19 protein-coding genes and 1 pseudogene are annotated in these 16,185 nt (G+C 35.0%); 4 read left to right on the top strand and 16 right to left on the bottom strand.

The window, feature by feature from the left end; translation table 11 throughout:
* Nucleotides 1-22: 22 nt before the first annotated feature.
* The 10 genes and pseudogenes from AP058_RS17115 to AP058_RS07820 all read right to left on the bottom strand — a co-directional run.
* Nucleotides 23-157, bottom strand: a pseudogene (locus tag AP058_RS17115) (TraQ conjugal transfer family protein); the annotation flags it as partial.
* A gap of 108 nt (nucleotides 158-265) precedes the next feature.
* Nucleotides 266-1,153 carry a conjugative transposon protein TraN gene (gene traN, locus AP058_RS07860; RefSeq protein ID WP_066308835.1) on the bottom strand — a complete coding sequence of 296 codons (888 nt, stop codon included), beginning with the start codon at nucleotides 1,151-1,153 and terminating at the stop codon, nucleotides 266-268.
* 23 nt (nucleotides 1,154-1,176) lie between these two features.
* The gene (traM, locus tag AP058_RS07855) at nucleotides 1,177-2,511 is read right to left on the bottom strand and encodes a conjugative transposon protein TraM (RefSeq protein ID WP_066308834.1); all 1,335 of its coding nucleotides are present in this window, start codon (nucleotides 2,509-2,511) and stop codon (nucleotides 1,177-1,179) included.
* Nucleotides 2,492-2,785, bottom strand: coding sequence for a nitrogen regulatory IIA protein (locus AP058_RS07850; protein WP_066308926.1), 294 nt, complete (start codon nucleotides 2,783-2,785; stop codon nucleotides 2,492-2,494). Before AP058_RS07850 ends, traM begins: the two co-directional genes overlap by 20 nt.
* A gap of 10 nt (nucleotides 2,786-2,795) precedes the next feature.
* Entirely contained in the window at nucleotides 2,796-3,419 is a 624-nt protein-coding gene (traK, locus tag AP058_RS07845) for a conjugative transposon protein TraK (protein WP_066308832.1), read from the bottom strand.
* A gap of 22 nt (nucleotides 3,420-3,441) precedes the next feature.
* Nucleotides 3,442-4,437 carry a conjugative transposon protein TraJ gene (gene traJ, locus AP058_RS07840; protein ID WP_066308828.1) on the bottom strand — a complete coding sequence of 332 codons (996 nt, stop codon included), beginning with the start codon at nucleotides 4,435-4,437 and terminating at the stop codon, nucleotides 3,442-3,444.
* 3 nt (nucleotides 4,438-4,440) lie between these two features.
* The gene (locus AP058_RS07835; protein WP_066308826.1) at nucleotides 4,441-5,073 is read right to left on the bottom strand and encodes a DUF4141 domain-containing protein; all 633 of its coding nucleotides are present in this window, start codon (nucleotides 5,071-5,073) and stop codon (nucleotides 4,441-4,443) included.
* Nucleotides 5,074-5,101: 28 nt separating this feature from the next.
* Nucleotides 5,102-7,603, bottom strand: coding sequence for a TraG family conjugative transposon ATPase (locus tag AP058_RS07830; protein ID WP_066308824.1), 2,502 nt, complete (start codon nucleotides 7,601-7,603; stop codon nucleotides 5,102-5,104).
* Complete coding sequence (locus AP058_RS07825; RefSeq protein WP_066308819.1) at nucleotides 7,600-7,932, bottom strand: DUF4133 domain-containing protein; 333 nt, start codon at nucleotides 7,930-7,932, stop codon at nucleotides 7,600-7,602. The genes AP058_RS07830 and AP058_RS07825 overlap by 4 nt, the downstream gene beginning before the upstream one ends.
* A gap of 11 nt (nucleotides 7,933-7,943) precedes the next feature.
* Entirely contained in the window at nucleotides 7,944-8,249 is a 306-nt protein-coding gene (locus AP058_RS07820) for a DUF4134 domain-containing protein (protein WP_066308813.1), read from the bottom strand.
* 276 nt (nucleotides 8,250-8,525) lie between these two features.
* Between AP058_RS07820 and AP058_RS07815 the strand changes: the two genes are divergently transcribed.
* On the top strand, nucleotides 8,526-9,047 hold the full coding sequence (locus tag AP058_RS07815) for a hypothetical protein (RefSeq protein ID WP_066308812.1): 522 nt from the start codon (nucleotides 8,526-8,528) through the stop codon (nucleotides 9,045-9,047).
* The gene (locus AP058_RS07810; protein ID WP_066308808.1) at nucleotides 9,040-9,729 is read left to right on the top strand and encodes a nucleotidyl transferase AbiEii/AbiGii toxin family protein; all 690 of its coding nucleotides are present in this window, start codon (nucleotides 9,040-9,042) and stop codon (nucleotides 9,727-9,729) included. The genes AP058_RS07815 and AP058_RS07810 overlap by 8 nt, the downstream gene beginning before the upstream one ends.
* A gap of 123 nt (nucleotides 9,730-9,852) precedes the next feature.
* On the opposite strand, the gene AP058_RS07805 is transcribed toward AP058_RS07810, so the two are convergent.
* From AP058_RS07805 to AP058_RS07795, 3 genes are read right to left on the bottom strand one after another with little or no spacing between them, the layout of a single operon-like run.
* Nucleotides 9,853-10,206, bottom strand: a complete 354-nt coding sequence (locus tag AP058_RS07805; RefSeq protein ID WP_066308807.1) for a DUF6527 family protein — start codon at nucleotides 10,204-10,206, stop codon at nucleotides 9,853-9,855.
* A complete protein-coding gene (locus AP058_RS07800; RefSeq protein WP_066308804.1) occupies nucleotides 10,190-11,368 on the bottom strand; it encodes a ThiF family adenylyltransferase in 1,179 nt (392 codons plus the stop codon). The genes AP058_RS07805 and AP058_RS07800 overlap by 17 nt, the downstream gene beginning before the upstream one ends.
* Nucleotides 11,343-12,038: a multiubiquitin domain-containing protein gene (locus tag AP058_RS07795; RefSeq protein ID WP_066308802.1), complete on the bottom strand. Its 696-nt coding sequence runs from the start codon at nucleotides 12,036-12,038 to the stop codon at nucleotides 11,343-11,345. The genes AP058_RS07800 and AP058_RS07795 overlap by 26 nt, the downstream gene beginning before the upstream one ends.
* Before the next feature lie 418 nt (nucleotides 12,039-12,456).
* Between AP058_RS07795 and AP058_RS07790 the strand changes: the two genes are divergently transcribed.
* Together AP058_RS07790 and AP058_RS07785 are read left to right on the top strand one after the other, a co-directional pair.
* Nucleotides 12,457-12,804, top strand: coding sequence for a helix-turn-helix domain-containing protein (locus AP058_RS07790; protein WP_066308799.1), 348 nt, complete (start codon nucleotides 12,457-12,459; stop codon nucleotides 12,802-12,804).
* Nucleotides 12,801-13,712 carry an ImmA/IrrE family metallo-endopeptidase gene (locus AP058_RS07785; RefSeq protein WP_066308796.1) on the top strand — a complete coding sequence of 304 codons (912 nt, stop codon included), beginning with the start codon at nucleotides 12,801-12,803 and terminating at the stop codon, nucleotides 13,710-13,712. The genes AP058_RS07790 and AP058_RS07785 overlap by 4 nt, the downstream gene beginning before the upstream one ends.
* A 138-nt stretch (nucleotides 13,713-13,850) precedes the next feature.
* Here the strand turns inward: AP058_RS07785 and AP058_RS07780 are convergent, their stop codons facing one another.
* From AP058_RS07780 to AP058_RS07770, 3 genes are read right to left on the bottom strand one after another with little or no spacing between them, the layout of a single operon-like run.
* A complete protein-coding gene (locus tag AP058_RS07780) occupies nucleotides 13,851-14,486 on the bottom strand; it encodes a conjugal transfer protein TraD (RefSeq protein WP_066308791.1) in 636 nt (211 codons plus the stop codon).
* Between the two features lie 3 nt (nucleotides 14,487-14,489).
* The gene (locus AP058_RS07775) at nucleotides 14,490-14,894 is read right to left on the bottom strand and encodes a DUF3408 domain-containing protein (RefSeq protein WP_066308788.1); all 405 of its coding nucleotides are present in this window, start codon (nucleotides 14,892-14,894) and stop codon (nucleotides 14,490-14,492) included.
* An 11-nt stretch (nucleotides 14,895-14,905) separates the two neighbouring features.
* Nucleotides 14,906-15,673 carry a ParA family protein gene (locus AP058_RS07770; RefSeq protein WP_066308787.1) on the bottom strand — a complete coding sequence of 256 codons (768 nt, stop codon included), beginning with the start codon at nucleotides 15,671-15,673 and terminating at the stop codon, nucleotides 14,906-14,908.
* Nucleotides 15,674-16,185: the final 512 nt, after the last annotated feature.

The following is a 16,185-nucleotide window of genomic DNA, read 5'->3' as shown; positions in this document are numbered from 1 at the left end:
CTGCTTTTATTTAATTATCGCGTTAATCACTACTGTTGAATTGGAAAGTGAGTTTCTTTTCATTTCCGAAACTATCAGAAATCCATACATCAAAGGATTATGATACCGTAGATGTAGAAGTATAATACAATCGAAACTCTTCTTTGGGTAAGAAATACTTCTTAGGCAACAACCGTTGTGCCTGTGCAAATGTGATGCCCATCAAAACTAGCATCACTATACAGATAGCCCTTTTCATTTTTCGATCTTTATTTTTAAAAGGTTCCTAAAATTTTAGGTGCATATCATTAATTAAACAAGCCTTAATCAAATCAGAATTTTTGACTTTAAGGATTTGATGTCTGCCACCGTTCTTTTCGAAAATTTCTACAAACAATACCTTATCATTGGCAATGGTAAATTGATCTAACAAGAATACATTGTGTTCGGTAGTCTTGCCTAAAACAGCATCCAAAGGTTTGTACATTCGTAGCGGTCTTACAGGTATCTCTTGTACCACAGTTCGTTTAGCTACTTTTTTATCGACCACTTTAAAATTGATAAAATCAATCTGAAAAGGAACATTGGTTCGATTCCTTACTTCTGTATGGAAGTAGTACTTTCCGTTATGAATGTAAATCCCTTTGAGAATAAACTGTATGCCGAAGCATTTAGAACCAATATGTTTGACAATGCGTTTGTCTTGATTATAAATTGTTTCCAATAACAAGACTACGAGTGATGGCGAATTATTTCCCAATTCCTCAAAAAGCACATCTTTTCCATTTGCCTTAGCCACTTTTTTTTGCATCGTTTGCAAATCATAGCTTAATATACTTGGACAGGAATTATAACATACATTGAAACTATAAAAGCGTCCGTCACTGGTAATGACTGAAAAATTGGTTTCTGCATTAAAATCTCTGACAGAAGCTTTTACACGAAGTACATTTTCTGCATCTTCTGCTTTACCTGCAATCAGGTATTCACTACCCAAATCCACATAGCGTATTGCTGTTGGAAAAATCAGATGCGAAGTTTTGTCATAGGTAACTTCCATATTATAGGGTTCTATCTTACCAAGAGCAAGAGGTTTTTTTATAGTATCCTGTGCAAAGGATTGTATGGCGATAAAAAGGGCAAAAGCCCAAAAGGTTTTAAAGTGATTTTTCATTGTTTATTAATTTATGTTCAACATTATTTTTTGGAGACGAGCAATAACTGATGTCCTGCCTTGAGCGTAACTTTTTCTATCTTCAATTTTTTGGAAAAGTATCCCGAAATCCCTTGTACGACACCACGGCTCAAATCGGACGCAATTTGCTGTCCTGCTGAATTGGTCAACATCAGGTTGGTTCCCGATGTCTGGCTCATATTACCAGCCATTTCGGTAAGAGCGTTCATTTCGGAAGAATATGGAACATTCAAACCTTGTTGTCCGTCCAAATCATAGATGTTAATATTTACGGTAATAATGTTACCTTCCAATTCGATCGAGGTAACTTTTAACTGCAAACGTCCACCTTGAAATTTAGTATTAGCGGTTAGTACCGTTCCTTTCGGTATGGTATGTCTGGGTGTTTGGGCAGTTTCTAATAAGCGTAATTGAACTGCTGTTTCTCCTATGATGGTTTGTGTTTCCAATACAGAGGCTTTAATACTGTTCTTAGGTTGTGACACTTGCTCGGAAGAACCTGTGGAATGAAATCCGCGGTTTCTGTTTCCTGACAACGAACTTATAAATACACTATCAGTATTCTCTCTATACAATGTCGAAACAGGACTTTTCCTTACTGGAGAAAAGGCTACAAAATATTCCTTTTGTGTACCAGATGTAGAAGCGGATATTCTTTCTTTTTCAGTACCATTAGGAGCAGAAGTCTGAGTATTTGCAGGAAGAAATTTTGATGCCATCTCATATGATTTTTCCATCAGCTGTAACTGTGTTTTTACAGGATCGGGAGCAATAACCTCTTTTTCTGCTAATTGTTCCTTTAGCTCTTCCATCTGTTTACGGAGCTGTTGGGTTTCATAATTATCTTTCTGATAAAATTCTCCTAAGGTATTTTGTGCGTTGCGATAACTATTCAAAGCTGGATTATTGTTTCTTTGATAGCCAGCATTGTTATCATTAACTTCTTCTCCTTCATCGGGTGACGATTCATTTGGCTCTTCTTTCTCATCCGTATTCCAGTAATCCGACAAAGAAGTCAGAGCATTCTTTTTTTCCTGATTTTTCTGTTCTAAAATTTCCTCTTCATATGCCTTTTGTTTGTCCGACTGTAAACCCGCTTCGCTTGCTTGAGGTACAACATCATTTAGTCCGATGTTTTCATTTTTATTTTTGTCCTCGGATGGTTTAAATATGAGGTACATACAACCAACAAACACGATACCCATCAAGCCAAATATCAATGGCTTTTTAATTTTATCGAATTTAGTCTGTGTATTGTCTTGCAGTACATCAGCGGTTTCGTTCGGTTTCCCTTCTGTTACCCGAACAACCGTCTTTTTATTCTGATTTTCTTTCATAAGTCTTATTTTTAATGATTGTGTATATTGTGTCCTGCAAGGTTGCCGGGCTTTTTTTCTTTTTGAGACCAGGGTTTTCCATATGCTCGATAATCATATTGTTACCAGACATTCTGGTATCGTACCATACTTTGAAAATTACCCCAGCGGTAAGAAGTACATAACCTAAAAAAAAGTAAAGGATACATTTGTGCTGTTTCCTAATTGGTAATGCCAGCCAGTTTTCTTCAAGCCTATCAAACCACTTATCCATATTTACTCTTAAATTTTTCATACGGTACATTTTAGCGTTCAATGACTTCGATATCCTTGTTCTCTAATACTGCGAACTTCTCTATATTAAAACCCTGCGGGTTGTTGTCCGAGCGTACAGAGTTCACTAGATAGCAGGAAGTAACTAGATTACGTTTGGTCACATTGCTCGAACGGATTATGAACTGTTTGGCATAGGTGCGTACTGCATACGGATAGGTATCAAAATTACAAACCACACTATCTACCTCGATGCGCTGTTGTACATTGCCCGATATAATACGGTTGTAATACCCTTTTTCTGAAAGGTCTTTGTAATAATCAAAGGCGCTTTTATCAGCGAGATTAAATGCCCGCTTCATATTGCTTTCAATAGCATTCTTGTCGGGCGCAAGTGTAAAGAACAGTTCGTGAAAACGTCTTATATGTTCCCTTGCTTCTACAGGGCGGTTGATTGACGCATCCTGCGAAAGTGCCAGCATTAAGGATTTTCCGTTATCCAGAACATATACGTTTTGACGTTGTTGCTCCGAAAAGCGGTAGGATTGCCAAACGGCATATCCTACAACGCTTATACAGAGTACGGCAAATACAAGGGCGTACAGCCTGATTTGGCGAAAACTACTTTCAATATTTCTTAGTGTTTTAAATTCCATTTTCTTAAATGTTTGATTGGTTTTATTTTCCCATTAATTTGCCACCGATATTTCCTACTGCCGAACCTGCACCGGCTCCAGCAATATTTCCCGATTTCATCGCAGTCTGATTCACATTTCGGGTAAAGTTTCCTGCACCACCTGCCTGAATAACCCAACCCGTTACTGTAGGAATGGTAAAGTATCCTACAATGCCGATAATCATAAAGATGATGTACATCGTATTTGAGGTATCTGGAATGAAACTCGGATCAGCAAGCATTTCAATATCTTTTTCAATAATCAGAGATTGAATCCTTGCAAGCATCGAACTGAATAAATCTGCAACTGGAAGCCAGAGATATACACTAACATATCGAGTAATCCATTGCGTGAGAGTAGATTGAAAACCATCCCACACGGAAATAGCAAAAGCTATTGGTCCGAGTATAGATAGGACAATTAGAAAAAATGTTCGTATGGTATCAATCACGAGTGCTGCCGCCTGAAAAAGTATTTCCAGTAAATTGCGAAACCAATCCTTCATTGCTTTCTCTATACTGTAGGCCTGCCTATCCATGTACATACCTGCCATTGTCCCGATGTCTGTAGGAGATAAACCTAATTCATCCAGTTTTTTATCGAACTCCTCGTCTGAAACCATATAAGCAGTTTCGGGATTTCTGACCATTGCTTCGTATTCCAATTGATCTTTCTGCTGTTGCAACTTATTCAAGTCAAGCACCTGATTTTCGAGTATGCTGTGTGTTCCCTGTACTATTGGACTCAGCACTGCATTAATAGTTCCTAAAACCATAGTTGGAAAAAACATAATACAAAGCCCTAATGCAAAAGGCCTTAATAAAGGATACACATCTATAGGTTCTGCTCGACTGAGTGCCTGCCAGACTTTTATGGCAACATAAAATAAAGCTCCCAGTCCAGCTACTCCTTTTGCCACTGCCGCCATATCGGCAGACAGTGGGAGCATCTCATCATATAACGAGCGTAAAACTTCATGAAGATTATTGAATTCCATAGCTTACCAGTATTTTTGGTTTGAAGTACCATAGAGTTCCAATACCCTTTTAGTATTATTCTGTTTCTTTGCTCTTAAAAAACTTACAGAGATATTCTTATTGGTATAATAGCGAACCAAAGTATGATACGCTTTTACTTCTTTATATACCTGATCGATAACATCCATACGATCTTTATCATTCAGAGAGAGACTTGACGAATTGATGATTTGTTTGAGTTCCTTCAGAAGTTCAGTACTTTCATTAAGCAATGCAGAATAACCGTTTGCAATTGCGACCAATTCCTGAGGAGAAAAATTTGGATCGTTCATCATTTTTCCAAAATTCTTTACATACATTTCGGATACATCCCCCACTAGAAGTACAGTCTGTTGCACCTTGCGGGCATCCTTTACAAGATTATTAACTGCCTGTAACTTGTCATAGTACTCTTTTCCTTGTTTGTATACTTTCTCTACTTCCTTGAAATTTTTGATGACGTTGGATACAGTCGAAGAGGTTTGTATAATTTGATTCGCACTATTAACAATACCTGAAGCTAGATTTAGAGGATCTGTCACTACAAATTGGGCTTTGGCTGACGGTGCAACGGCAAGCATTAATGCCGTACACACTAATAATATAAACTGTTTCATTGTTTCTTATTTTTTACATGATTAATAATTAATTTGATTTTTCACGTCGCTGCATAGCGATACGTTTAATAGCTAGTTCTACATTGCCTCCCAGTTCAGCTGCGAGTTGCATCACTTCTAATTTTTCTGTTTCTTCGGTGGTATAAGCGAGATATTCTTCGTCAGAAACTTCAGTTGCATAGACCGCAGAATGAGTTCCTCCAAGACCTATCCAAACTTCCTTGTAAAGTCTTGACGGATCGTTATTCATATTGATAGAAAGTACTTGTGCTTTTTCCTTATCGGTCAGTCCGAGCATCGCTTGTATATCATCGAACTTGTTCATATACTTTCTCTGATCGAGCAATATTTTGCAATCCGAATTGTTGATGATACTTTCTTTTACAATCGGCGACTGAATGATGTCATCCACTTCTTGTGTTACCACGATGGCTTCTCCAAAATACTTTCTGACGGTTTTAAAAAGGTATTTGATGTATTCTGCCATTCCTTCTTTGGCAATAGCTTTCCAAGCTTCTTCAATTAGGATGAGCTTTCGGATACCTTTAAGCCGTCTCATTTTATTGATGAAGACTTCCATAATAATGATGGTCACGATGGGAAAGAGAATTTTATGATCCTTGATAGCATCAATTTCAAATACAATAAAGCGTTTGGAAAGTAAGTCTAACTGTTTGTCGGAATTCAGCAGATAATCATATTCGCCTCCTTTGTAATAAGGTTCCAATACGTTCAAAAAATTAGCAATATCGAAATCTTTTTCTCTTACTTGTTTTTCGTCCAATATCTTTCGATAATCGCCTTGCACATATTCGTAGAAACCATTGAAGGATGGAAACTCATTTTCCTGCTTAATGCGTTCGATAAAACCACTTACTGCATTAGAAAGTGCTACCTCTTCTGAGCGTGTTGGTGGTTCATCATCACGTTTCCAAAGTGTCAATATCAATGTCTTAACACTTTCTCTTTTTTCAATATCAAAAACACCATCATCGGTATAAAAAGGATTAAAAGCAATGGGATTATCTTCGGTATATGTGAAATAAACACCGTCTTCGCCTTTGGTTTTTCCTTTGATTAGTTCGCACAATCCCTGATAAGAATTACCCGTATCGACTAACAAAACGTGAGCACCTTGCTCGTAATACTGCCTAACCATATGGTTGGTAAAGAAGGATTTTCCACTTCCTGATGGGCCAAGTATAAACTTGTTTCTATTGGTGATGATACCCTTTTTCATAGGCAAATCTGAAATATCCAAATGGATAGGTTTTCCCGTTAATCGGTCAGCCATTTTTATTCCGAAAGGTGAAGGCGAATCGTGGTAATTCGTTTCTTCGGTAAAGAAGCACAAAGCAGGTTCGATGAACGTATAGAAACTTTCTTCACTTGGAAAATCGCCTGCATTACCAGGCATTCCTGCCCAATACAGTGTTGCTACATCCGCCGTGTTGTGACGTGGTTTGCATTCCATCAGCGCCAATGCACTACCAGTATCGTTTTTTATTTGTTTGAGTTCGTTCGGATCCTCTGACCAAGCGATAACGTTGAAATGCGCACGGATAGAAGAAAGTCCGAACGAATGTGCCTCGTTCAAATAACGTTCTATCCACTCTTTGTTAATTTGGTTACTGCGACTGTAACGAGCCAGCGAGTGCATATTCCTTGCTGATTTTTCAAACTTTTGCAGATTACTATCACTGTTATCCAAAAACAAATACTGATTGTAAATGTGATTGCAACTCAATAACAATCCAACAGGAGCGGCAAACGATAAACGGCAGTCACTTCGGTCAGTGGATAGTTTTTCAAAGCGTGTATCTGCAGATACTGTTCCCGGCAAATCATCCGTATCGGATAAAGTGTGCAGGCACAACCTTTTGTTTCCGATACGTACCTCTTCGCCTCCGAGTGCGATGTCTTGCATCGGTGTTCCTGTTTCCCTTCCTAAGGTTAGATACTGTTCAAGTATTCCTTGTTTCTCATCTGTGCCAATGATATCATCTTCGGTTAGCTGTTCCAATTTTACAAATCCCGAATCGTTCATAATCCTCTCAAATTGTGCAACAGACTCCATAAAATGGTGGATTGTTTCTTTATCTCTGATTTCCTTTGGAATCAAAGTACCCTTGCAAAGCGAAGAAAAATTACTCTGCATACGCATTCGCTCTTTGGATGTTTTGGTCAAAAACAAATAGCAATAGTGATTAAGAAACGGACGCTCGTTGAAATGCTGTTGGTAGGATTTACCAAAAAAACTCAATCCATAACTCGCAATATCGGGTGCATAGTTTTCTTTTATGTACCAATCCTGTTTGTGTACGACTGTAAAATCGGGCAACGTCTTGATGGCTTTGTGCCAAGCAGAATGAATAGCTTCATATTCAGTAGAACCCACAGTAAATAGTTCAGGCAGATTGACCTTGAAACAAGCAGTTATATCAGCATCCTTAGACAGAATACAATTATTTTCTACTGCTAGTAATGGAAATTTACTTTCCAATGTTGCTGTCTTTGCTGTATTTCTCATAAATTATTCGGTTTAGGAGTGAACTTTAAATAGCGATGTATCGACTTGCGACAGATGATATAGCGTGGGTGTTTTTTGTTGGCAAAGTTTTTCATTAAACCGTGTTCACCATACTTTTTGTTTAATGAAAAGGTTTGCCATACGATCAACGAAGCAAAACCGAATCCAAGAATTAAACAGATAAAAGGATTAACCCTAGCCATATAAAGTATCATAACTAGAATTAATGTTCCCAATAATCCACCTGCAAAAATGAAGAGGTATTGTGCTTTCAGTCCTTTAAATTCTACCGTCCTTCCAATGCCTTTATTGATGTTGTAATTACTCATAAGGCTAAGGATTAAAGGAAGAAAGAACGAAGAACTGTAGCGGCAACAATTAAGAAGATACAGGCACCGAACCAGCTTGCTGCTGTTTTAGATGTGTCGGGATCTCCATTGCTAAACTTGTTGTACACTTTCACTCCTCCAATGAGACCAACTACGGCTCCGATGGCGTAGATTAATTGAGTTGCGGGATCGAAATAAGAGGTTACCATTTGGGTCGCTTCGTTGATACCAGCGGTACCGTTTCCCTGCGCGAACACACCAATTCCTGACAGCATCACTATTGCTGTTAGCAAAACTTTTTTTCTTTGTTTTTCCATGATTGAAATACATTAATTTGTTATCCTTAACCTACTCTTTGTGGGCTTTCGGGACAAAGGTGTTATAGAAATCGTGGTGTTATAACAAATTGGTATTGAGAGGAATTGTTTGGCGGTGGATGGCTTGCTATTTTACTAAGGATAAAAAAAATCACTAAATCTGAGCAAATAAACTCTTATGTATCGTAAATCGCAATATGCAATATATCGTGAAGCAAAATTGTTTATTATAAAAATAATGAGTAACATTGCATATCGCAATATGGAATATTTAGCATGATACAAACAAAAAGCAGTCTCAAACCGCAAGACATCGTAATTTTATTAAAAATCATTGCACTAGGTCAAAAATCTTGGTTTCATCATACTATTGCTCAAGAATTAGGTATGAGTCAATCTGAAGTAAGTCAGTCCTTAAATCGTTCCAAATATGCAGGGCTAATTGATGATGCTAGAAAAAAAGTAAACAAAATAGCTTTCAACGAATTTTTGATTCATGGTGTAGCCTATGCTTTTCCACAGCAACCCGGTGCATTGGTTAGAGGAATGCTAACTGCTCATTCAGCGGAACCTTTAAATAAAATAATCCAAGCGACTGATAAATATGTATGGCCTTATGCAAAAGGACTGGAACGTGGGCAAGCCATAGAACCTTTATACCCTACTGCCGTCGAAGCTTCTTTAAAAGACAATGATTTATACGAATTATTAACTTTAGTTGATGCCATTAGAGTGGGAAGAGTAAGAGAAAAAGAAATGGCAAAACGAGAATTAGAAAAAAGAATACTGAATGTATAATAAAGTAATCAATCTGGCTTTAGTAGCGCAAGTGGCTAAGGGCTTAAAGGAATTAAACGAAAAAATGGTCTTCATTGGTGGAGCAGTAATTAGCTTATACACCGATGATCCAGCGGCAGAGGAAATTCGTCCCACTTCTGATATAGACATGACCATTAATTTGGCTAATTATTATGAATGGACACGAATGCAAGAACGATTAGCCGAGCTTAATTTCTATCCCGATCCTCAAGGACACTCCATATGTTCGTATCAGTTTGAAAATATTGCCATAGACATTATGCCTGCTGATGATAGTAGTATTGGAATATCAAATAAATGGTACAAACCTGGATTCAAATACTTGCAACAAATAGAATTACCAGAAGGAATTAAGATCAACGTATTGCCATCACCTTATTTTCTAGCGACTAAATTAGAAGCCTTTAAAGATAGAGGACAAAATGATTTTTACGGAAGCCACGATTACGAAGATATCATCTACCTTTTAGACAATAGAACAACAATAGTCGAAGAAATACTAGCAAGCGAAGATGATGTGAAACAGTATATTAGAGAAGAACTCACAGCTATTAGACACCACCCACAAGCCAACGAAATTTTAGCTATGCACATACATCCATTAATTAGAGAGGAACGATTTCAAATGTTGATGGAGAAAATTGAGGGAATAATAAAATAGAAGAACTTCTAGTAGATTTTTACTATTGATTTAAAAGTTTAAACTTAAAATATTTAAATCAGGAATTTATATAATCAAAAAAAACAGGCTGTTTTATAGCCTGTTTCTAATAAAATTAATAGATTACTTTTTCTTATGCCACCATTTTGAAAAAGATTTTTTCTTTTTCTTTTTTGGTTTTTTAGACCCAGCTTTAATCTCTTCGTCATCCCATTGTCTAGCTAAAATAATTTCGCTATTTCTAATCCAATAATGTGATCTACAATCAAAATTCCAATTTCCAATTGAAGGAGATAAACTGATAGTTTTACCGTCAAAAGTCATTTTCCAATCATTAGGAGCAAAAGGTGTGACTACCTCATTACTACAACCACAAGCACATTTGTGTATGGCTGTACAATAAGTAAGTGAAATATACAATACTCCATCTTCCAATTGTTCAGGTATGAACTCTACAAATTTATGCTGTAATATCATCACTTGTCAATTGATTAACATTAATAGAGTAAGTACTGTGATGCTCTTCTCGTAAATCTTGATAAAAACCACAGAGTTTTTTCCATTTAATTACTGCTAAAACGGCATTTAAACAATTTAACTCTGCAATTTGAATGTTAGTGTTATAATCGTTGTTACCTTCATCAACAAAAGGAATTCTATCAACTAAATGATTATTTTTTTCTTTCGTACCAGTAGTTACTCTAACAGTCCCAATAAGAGTATCGTCAACAACATTTACACCAAGTCCAACATCAATAAAAGGAATATTATTTTTTAACAAAAATTGAATAATCAACTTTCTGGAAACATCATTATCAATACATATAAACACAAAAGACATAGCAAGTAATTCCTCCAAATTCTCTTTTGAAACATAGCTATGATGTGCCGTAATTTTTTGGTGAATTTTTGCATAAACACTGTAGTAATAATCAACCTTTGAAGAAACCTTATCCAAATCTTCATTTCCGACTGCTCCCGGAGAACGAAATGCATTGTGTTGTGAAAATACATCGCCATCATAAAGATGAATTTCACGAACGGGTGCTTTTGAAAGTAAGTCCAAAATATAAGCTCCTGTTCCGCCTAATCCAATTATTGCTAATTTCTCTTCTTTAACTTTTTCATTAATAGCATTAATTTTTGCTCTACTGGAATTCGTGTCAATATATTGGAAAACATCAGTATCAAATGTTGTTTCTCTATTCCTGAAAGTTTTTTCAGTAATCAAAGGATCAATACTTTTAGCAGGAGAACTAATGATATTACAATAAGTAGAAACTTTTTCATAATAATTAGGATAACCATGTTGCGGTTTATTAGAAAAGGAATGATTAATAACAATTCCATTTCCTAAATCTTGATTGTGTGAACCGTGTTGTATGGCACTAATAATACTACCATAATTATTACATGGAAATTCTCCAATAAAATTGATAACGTGAGTGTTGGGTTTAATAGTCATTTGGCTATTAGCCAATGATAGTTCACTTACTAAAACACCGTATTTAACTTCTCTCAGATGAGTAACATAAGGTACATGGTGGATAAGTAAATATCCACCTTTAATCTCAAGTTCATAACCTTCATCTTGCAACCTTTTAAGGTCGGGACTATGACTTATTAGTTGCTGTAGCATTGAAAACCATTTTATTAGTTACAAAAACTGAATCACCTTTAACCATACTACCCTCAATATTTTGATGAGGTCCTTTGGCATAAGTTACCGTATAAACGGTATTTGGATTTTCTTGATAATTTCCAAATGCCAATTCAACAACCTGTTTAAAACTTATAGTTTTTTCACACCATTGTTTTTCTCTACCATTTACAATAATGATAAATTCAACAACTTCTTTTTTGGAATAAAACTTTTCTTTCCCCGGCCTAGCTAAATCAACGATTTCGTCATTCTCAATTAAATCATCCTCCCATGGTTGTTTATTATCCAAAAATATTTGGAAATCAGCAGCTATATTACCTTGTTTTCTAATTTGAGAACCTTTAATATACTGCTTATCAGTTTCAAAATTTTCCCCATCAATAGAGTACTTTAATTTCTGTTTGATATAAAATTGCTCAATTCCAGATCTTGCTAGGTCAACAACTTCATCGTTTAAAATAGCGTCATCTTTCCATGGTTCAACTATATCCAAGAATAATTCAGAATCAAGAGGTAATCCTCTCAACTCTTTCAATTGTTTACCAGTAATGTATTGCTCGAACCATTCAAACTTTTTGCCTTCAATAATTAACTCTAATGAAGGTCTTTTAACGTGGTCGTCATGACCGTCTTTTTTTGCATCCATGATACTTTGTTTTTTAAATTTACAAATAATTTTAACACTTCTAATCCTTTAAAAACTCACGAAGAGATGAGTTTCAAGCGGTTTTGTTGCTAAAAATTTGTTTTTATCAAAAAACATATTAGTTTTACACAACAAAATGGAGGGATACTGAGGTGATAAGCCTAAGTATTTTGAAAGTCGTCGAAAAACTTGTTCCCTATAACCCAATCATGACCGCCAAGTTTGATTGGGTTTTTTACTTATTTATCTATCACATGACTTTAATTTAATTAAACAAATTGAATCTTTAAAAGATTATATAGTGCAAATATACAAACAAATCTAAATATAGCAAGCAAAAATATAATTATTTTTAGAATATAATTAATTTATTCTTGCTATATCAAGCAAAAGAATTATCTTTGTAAAAATATATCTTATGAAAACTTTAGGAACTACACTGAAAGACGCTAGAAAATCTATGAGATTGACGTTGCGCCAAGTTGAAGAATCTACGGGAATATCTAATGCTTATTTAAGTCAGTTAGAAAACGAAAAGATAAAAAGTCCTTCAGCAAATATTCTTTATAAATTATCATCTCTATATAATGTGCCCTTAAAAGTTTTATTAAATAATGCTGGGATTATTGAGCACAAAGAAAAAGAGGATACAAATGAACATTCTAAATTTGTTGAAACTATAGCTTTTTCTTCCGAAGGAATGGATAAAAATGAAAGAGAAGAGGTTTTAAAATATTTAGAATATATTAAGCAAAGAAATAAATGATAGATGAATCAACGAAAAGAGATATTGAAAAAATATCTTATGAAATTTTAAAACAAAGCAAAGCTCTTGATGTTTTTCCAACCCCAATCGAAAAGATTCTCAATCATAGTGAATTAGTAATCGATACAAGTATTGATTTAAGCAAAATTGATAAATCTTTTTTTGAAAAGTTGAAAGAGGAGTCTTTTGAAAAATTAAAATTTTTACAATCTGGATTAACAAAAGTTAAAGGTTTTTTTGACAGAAGGGAGAAAAAAATATACGTTGATCTTAGTCAAAGCGATGGAAGGAAAAATTTTGTAAAGCTTCATGAAATTGGACATGGAGTTCTAACATGGCAAAGTGAAGTTATTTTAGCAGCAGATAATGATTCAACTTTGATTGAATCATTTGATGATGGGTTTGAAGCTGAAGCAAATTATTTTGCATCAATAACATTGTTTCAACATGATAGATTCATTACAGAAATGAATTCTTTGCCTCTTAGTATTAGTTCTGCTATGAGTATGTCTAAAAAATTTGGATCATCTGTTCACTCAGCATTAAGAAATTTTGTTATTCAATCAAGAAATAAATGTGCTCTATTAGTACTAACTCCGATTAAAGGTGCTAAAGGAAATGGTGCGCTATGTGAAAAACGTGATTTATTTTATTCAAATTCTTTTCTAAATGAAATAGGTGAATTGGATTTTCCAGAAAACTTTGGTTTTCATTGGGAATTTATGAAATGTTATCAATTTAAAATAAGGTTTAATGATAAAGGAAATATTACTTTAAAGACAAAAAATAATGAAGAATTAAATTCAAATTTTCATTATTTCAATAATGGTCATAATATCTTTATTTTTCTCTTTCCAAAAGGAGAAATTAATAAGTCTAGAAAGAAAATTATATTGCAAAATATTTAGATAGATGTTTTAAAAATGGAGGACTATACAGAACGTCAATGCAAAAGAGGATATATTGGATAATACATTATATCAATCCAAAAATTGTTGAAATTGTAAAATAACAATTTAATAATATTTTAAAAGATATTGGGGAGTCTAAACAAACTCCCCAATATCAAACCTCTCCAAATCATCATTCCACAAAGCGGAAGAACCAGCATCTGCTTCATAAGAAAGGCTACTGTCCAATAGCTCGGCTATTTTTCGTGAAGCACTTTCCATAGAATTTTCCAAAAGGCTAAATAATTCGGTTCCCTGTATTTTCTGAACTATAGCTATCGCTGTTTCCTTTTGAGATTGCTCCAATTTTTCTTTTTGGAGTAACATCCCCACGGAACTTAGTTCTTCAAAGGTAACTCCTTGGGCAAAACGGTTATCCTCACCAGATATTCCGTATCTGTTCCATTCTTCTTCCTCTTCTTCAAATTCAGGCATATTACTGAAAACTTCATCCAGTTCTTCCTGAGGAATTTGAGCACCTACATTTTCATTTTCGTCGTATTCGATGTCTAAATCATCAGGGTTTATTTCATTCTCTTCAATTTGGTGTTCAGTAGTAGCCTTTGCCACAGAAATGCTTCTTACTGGCTTGGGCTGACCCATAATATCGGGTAGTTTCGGATTGGCTTTTTCCTGTATCGACTTTTGCTTCAACTTCTTCTTGATAACAATCTTTTCCTGTAAAAGCAATGCAATCACTATCAACAGGCATATCAAAATTACAAATTCCATAGCTTATAAAATAGGTTTAAAACGTTCGTTAAAATAATCAGTAATATCATCCCCAAACTCCCTAAAGTGATGCTCAAGGATGTTGTCAATATAGGAGTAAAGTGTTGTCTTTTCCTCCCTCGTTAATTGCACAATGCGGATCAACCTTTCGTGGTATTCGGCTCGTATGTAAACGACCTTTCCGTTACGACCTGAAGGAAACCGATTGACCAGAAATACCTCTTCATAATCCACTTTCTTTGAGGAACTATTGCGGGCTTTTTCTTTTGGTTTTGTTTCCTTCTGTATTTCCTGTTGTTGATTAGCTTGTGTTACAGTAGAAGACTGATTTCCACTCATGATATTCATGATTAATTCTTCATCAAGAACAGGCTTATCTGCTATTTTTTTTTCTTTATTTATGGTCATCCTTAACTATTTTAGAGATTAACAATTTTAAAAAACTCGTCAACAAACAAATCCATTTTTGTCGCTTTCATTAATTGAGGTTCGGCAGGTAGCAGACTTGACCGAAATACACTGTTCGGTGTGTCATCTGTTTCTTTTCTGAAGCGTTTACTGTCCATTATTCGTGAGTTCATTACAGATAAATCAAGCTCATTAATAACACTTTGATACGCCTCGTATATTCCTGTCTTTTCTCGGCCATCTACCTGATTCCAAAACATCCACATTTTTTGATCTGTATTACTCTGATCCGTTTCGGGTAAACCAAGAAATGCTTTGGTAAAACTCAATGTACTTTCCATAACCAAACGGTCAGCACTGATTGGCGAAAAAATAAAATCCATTGTTCTTAAAGTAGTAAGCACACCTTTTGTGTTAGCTGTACCCGGAAGGTCAAAAAAAGTTATATCGGGTTTTACTGCAGATTGATTTACGTATTCCAAAGCTTTTGACAAGGCATCCTCTGCTTTGCAACTTATAATCGGATACGCCTTTTTATTGATGCTTTGATACAACTTCATTGCAGCTCTTTTATGATAATCATTCTGCATAATCGTCTTCAAATCCCTTTCTCTCATATTGGCTAAGCTGTGTTGTGGAAAATCACAATCCATCACAAGCACATTAAATCCTAAACGATAATGCAATACACTTGAAAGTAGTGCAGTCATAGTAGATTTTCCAACTCCACCTTTGGGCGTTGAAAAACTGATTTTTAAGGTTTCCTTTTTTGTTTCCATTATTTAAAATTTTATTGTTACACATTTTATTTGTTTGACAGGTTTGATTATTAGCATATCATAATATTGCCTTTTTTCCAAATACCTTCTTTACTTTTTGGGCATTTTCCTTTTTTGTTGTATGTCTGCCTTACCACTTTGTCTGTAATACTTTTTATCAAATTGTAAACCTTGTAACGGGTAAATTGCTTTACCGCTTTTATGCCTTTACATTTTTAAAGTTTTATGCTTTTAAGACCTTATGCTTTTATTCCAAATTATCTGTATTCAAATACTCTTTTCTTATTTGCCCGAATACATTTTTTACCACCTGCACTAAAACTATAAAGCAAATAAAGCGATTGAATTGTCTCCTGGTTTATGTGTGGCAGTGTTTGGCTCTCAGAGGCAGAGTTTGTCCAGTGGTTATATTACAATACTCTTAATAACAGTTGTTTACTTTGTGAAATAATTTTTATTAATTGTTTTATGAAAAAGCATCTTGACAAAATGGACACTAAACAGAACGGCAT

Source organism: Flavobacterium sp. TAB 87, assembly GCF_001529295.1.
In the GTDB taxonomy this organism is placed as follows: Bacteria; Bacteroidota; Bacteroidia; order Flavobacteriales; family Flavobacteriaceae; genus Flavobacterium.
Note: the sequence above shows the minus strand (reverse complement) of the source record. Positions and strands in the feature narration are given on the sequence as shown.

Coding starts and splice junctions, on each gene's coding strand:
- AP058_RS07800 (WP_066308804.1), bottom strand. CDS start 11,368: ATGCTACAGCAACTAATAAGTCATAGTCCCGACCTTAAAAGGTTGCAA.
- AP058_RS07835 (WP_066308826.1), bottom strand. CDS start 5,073: ATGAAACAGTTTATATTATTAGTGTGTACGGCATTAATGCTTGCCGTT.
- AP058_RS07820 (WP_066308813.1), bottom strand. CDS start 8,249: ATGGAAAAACAAAGAAAAAAAGTTTTGCTAACAGCAATAGTGATGCTG.
- traJ (WP_066308828.1), bottom strand. CDS start 4,437: ATGGAATTCAATAATCTTCATGAAGTTTTACGCTCGTTATATGATGAG.
- traM (WP_066308834.1), bottom strand. CDS start 2,511: ATGAAAGAAAATCAGAATAAAAAGACGGTTGTTCGGGTAACAGAAGGG.
- AP058_RS07810 (WP_066308808.1), top strand. CDS start 9,040: ATGTATAATAAAGTAATCAATCTGGCTTTAGTAGCGCAAGTGGCTAAG.
- AP058_RS07850 (WP_066308926.1), bottom strand. CDS start 2,785: ATGAAAAATTTAAGAGTAAATATGGATAAGTGGTTTGATAGGCTTGAA.
- AP058_RS07780 (WP_066308791.1), bottom strand. CDS start 14,486: ATGGAATTTGTAATTTTGATATGCCTGTTGATAGTGATTGCATTGCTT.
- AP058_RS07830 (WP_066308824.1), bottom strand. CDS start 7,603: ATGAGAAATACAGCAAAGACAGCAACATTGGAAAGTAAATTTCCATTA.
- AP058_RS07770 (WP_066308787.1), bottom strand. CDS start 15,673: ATGGAAACAAAAAAGGAAACCTTAAAAATCAGTTTTTCAACGCCCAAA.
- AP058_RS07795 (WP_066308802.1), bottom strand. CDS start 12,038: ATGGATGCAAAAAAAGACGGTCATGACGACCACGTTAAAAGACCTTCA.
- AP058_RS07790 (WP_066308799.1), top strand. CDS start 12,457: ATGAAAACTTTAGGAACTACACTGAAAGACGCTAGAAAATCTATGAGA.
- AP058_RS07825 (WP_066308819.1), bottom strand. CDS start 7,932: ATGAGTAATTACAACATCAATAAAGGCATTGGAAGGACGGTAGAATTT.
- AP058_RS07805 (WP_066308807.1), bottom strand. CDS start 10,206: ATGATATTACAGCATAAATTTGTAGAGTTCATACCTGAACAATTGGAA.
- AP058_RS07785 (WP_066308796.1), top strand. CDS start 12,801: ATGATAGATGAATCAACGAAAAGAGATATTGAAAAAATATCTTATGAA.
- traK (WP_066308832.1), bottom strand. CDS start 3,419: ATGGAATTTAAAACACTAAGAAATATTGAAAGTAGTTTTCGCCAAATC.
- traN (WP_066308835.1), bottom strand. CDS start 1,153: ATGAAAAATCACTTTAAAACCTTTTGGGCTTTTGCCCTTTTTATCGCC.
- AP058_RS07775 (WP_066308788.1), bottom strand. CDS start 14,894: ATGACCATAAATAAAGAAAAAAAAATAGCAGATAAGCCTGTTCTTGAT.
- AP058_RS07815 (WP_066308812.1), top strand. CDS start 8,526: ATGATACAAACAAAAAGCAGTCTCAAACCGCAAGACATCGTAATTTTA.